Below are 272 nucleotides of genomic sequence, written 5' to 3'. Positions count from 1 at the left end.
CACAATATGCGTATTCCTCGCCACCAAGTTTTCGCAGACGAAGCCAAGCGAGGAAAAGGAACAATGGGCTGGTTTTATGGCTTTAAACTTCACCTCATCATGAATGACGAAGGTGGTTTATTAGCAGTAAAAGTGACGGCAGGGAATGTTGATGATAGGAAGCCTGTGTTAGACATGGTCGAAAATGTTACAGGTAGTTTATATGCAGACAAAGGCTATGTATCTACAAGCCTAAAAGCGGAGCTTGCCGAGCAAGGCATTGATTTTATTAC

Annotated in this window: 1 protein-coding gene; it reads left to right on the top strand. The window is 43.0% G+C overall.

The window, feature by feature from the left end:
- Positions 1-272, top strand: a 272-nt coding sequence (locus CWC11_RS20770) for a transposase (RefSeq protein WP_171038480.1), incomplete at both ends; no start/stop codon positions are given.

Origin of the sequence: Pseudoalteromonas sp. S3178 (genome assembly GCF_005886985.1) — a bacterium.
Classification (GTDB): domain Bacteria; phylum Pseudomonadota; class Gammaproteobacteria; order Enterobacterales; family Alteromonadaceae; genus Pseudoalteromonas; species Pseudoalteromonas carrageenovora.
This window is presented reverse-complemented; position numbering and strand designations above follow the sequence as displayed.